Origin of the sequence: Enterococcus sp. ARL09-542 (genome assembly GCF_005234805.1) — a bacterium.
GTDB lineage: Bacteria > Bacillota > Bacilli > Lactobacillales > Enterococcaceae > Enterococcus_D > Enterococcus_D gallinarum.
Genome location: NZ_QPQX01000040.1, coordinates 2,192 through 3,688, shown reverse-complemented (window position 1 = coordinate 3,688; position 1,497 = coordinate 2,192). Strand labels below are relative to the sequence as shown.

5 protein-coding genes are annotated in these 1,497 nt (G+C 38.0%); all 5 read right to left on the bottom strand.

From position 1 onward, the window contains the following. Positions 1-281 (bottom strand): phage holin (locus DVW06_RS16690; protein ID WP_137264912.1); only part of this gene is annotated, 281 nt, incomplete at its 3' end. Positions 282-283: 2 nt separating this feature from the next. After that, positions 284-637, bottom strand: a complete 354-nt coding sequence (locus DVW06_RS16685) for a hypothetical protein (protein ID WP_131731835.1) — start codon at positions 635-637, stop codon at positions 284-286. Between the two features lie 61 nt (positions 638-698). Then, entirely contained in the window at positions 699-851 is a 153-nt protein-coding gene (locus tag DVW06_RS17285; RefSeq protein ID WP_174784195.1) for a CD1375 family protein, read from the bottom strand. A 14-nt stretch (positions 852-865) separates the two neighbouring features. Further along, on the bottom strand, positions 866-1,171 hold the full coding sequence (locus tag DVW06_RS16680; protein WP_137264911.1) for a hypothetical protein: 306 nt from the start codon (positions 1,169-1,171) through the stop codon (positions 866-868). Between the two features lie 10 nt (positions 1,172-1,181). After that, a partial coding sequence (locus DVW06_RS16675) for a hypothetical protein (RefSeq protein ID WP_238696208.1) occupies positions 1,182-1,497 on the bottom strand: 316 nt, incomplete at its 5' end.

Genomic DNA, 1,497 nt, shown 5'->3' with positions numbered 1-1,497 from the left:
CCATCGCCGTAATCAACCGTATCGCTTTTTGGTTGATCATAAGTAAGCGCCTGTTGGCTATCCGCGATACCTGTAGTTGTTGGATCATTAACGATACCAATAATCACTAGCACTGCAAATACTGTGTTTACTACAACAATCAGTTTATTGACCAAGTCACCAAAATCGTACTCAAATCCAAATACTGCAGCAATTGCTTGCACTGCTAGTGCTAGTGCTGGAATAACTGCCAACCAAAAAGCCTTACTTTTCAAACGTAATTTCCAATTAATATTGTTCATGTTTATCTACCTCCAAAAAATTTTATTAATTCTAAGACGAATGCGAATACCGCCCCTGCTGACGCACCAATTCCAAGAATCATTTTCCACATATTCGTTTTGTCGAGCATTTTTAGTTCATACTTGCGTTCATCAGACTTTTCATTTCTTTGCAATACTGCACGAAGGATTTCCGCATTTTGTTCGCTTTGCCGTGTGTTTTGCTCACGTAAGAAACGGTTTGATTCATCAACTCGTGCTAGACCTTCATTCATCGATTTTTGCATTTCCAGTGTAACGTCATTAAGACGCCCCAACTCTTTGTCATGCTGTTTTAACCGCTCCTCATGTGCTTGGACCTGCTTTTCTATTTCCACATATGCCACCTACTTCCCTGAAATAAAAAGCAACCGACTATTAAGCCGATTGCTCCTGATACTACATATCCGATTGTTTGGTTCCTTCTGGCTTTTTTGCTTCGTCAACAATTTTTGCAACATCTTCTCGTAAAACATCTGGCACACTTTCGATTGTGCGTTTTCCTTCAATTACGTGTGTTGCATATAACATTTTCAACGCTGAAAATTCCATTTTTCACTCCTCCTTTACTTTGAAAAAACATAATCTGATACTTCCATAAAAGCAGTTTGGACCATCTCAGATTCCTCTTGCATAGATTTTACTGTCTGTTTCAACTCTTCATTTTCTTGTTTCAATAAATCTAACTCTGACAGTTGGCTCTCGGAATTTTCATCTACAATAGACTGAATAAATTCGCTCATTTTTTCTGGATCATCATCGAATTCTTCTAAAACAATAGAAAAGAGCTCATCCATTTCCTCTGTGGTTGAACTCTTTTCTTTAATAACATGCTTGATATACAATTCTTTATATCTTTCTTTAGCTGTCATCGTCTGCCTCCTACACGTCTGCCGCTGAAAAGACTCCAGCTATATTGAAAATATCATTTGCATTATTTGTTAAATATCCAAAGTCGCTTCCCGTCCAGCCTAATCGATAGCTAATTGATATTTCACCATTCGTATCGATAGTGACCATGAATATTGTCGTTCCAGCTCCTTTACCTAAATACTTTACTTGCATTTGAGGTCTAAATCCTACCGGAAGTACACCTACAACATAAGTATCGTTTGTATTTGGTAGTGTACTATTATTTTTAAAGGCTCCACTCACTTGGACCATACGTCCTAATCTGGTTGCGCTAGGAAAATTGCCG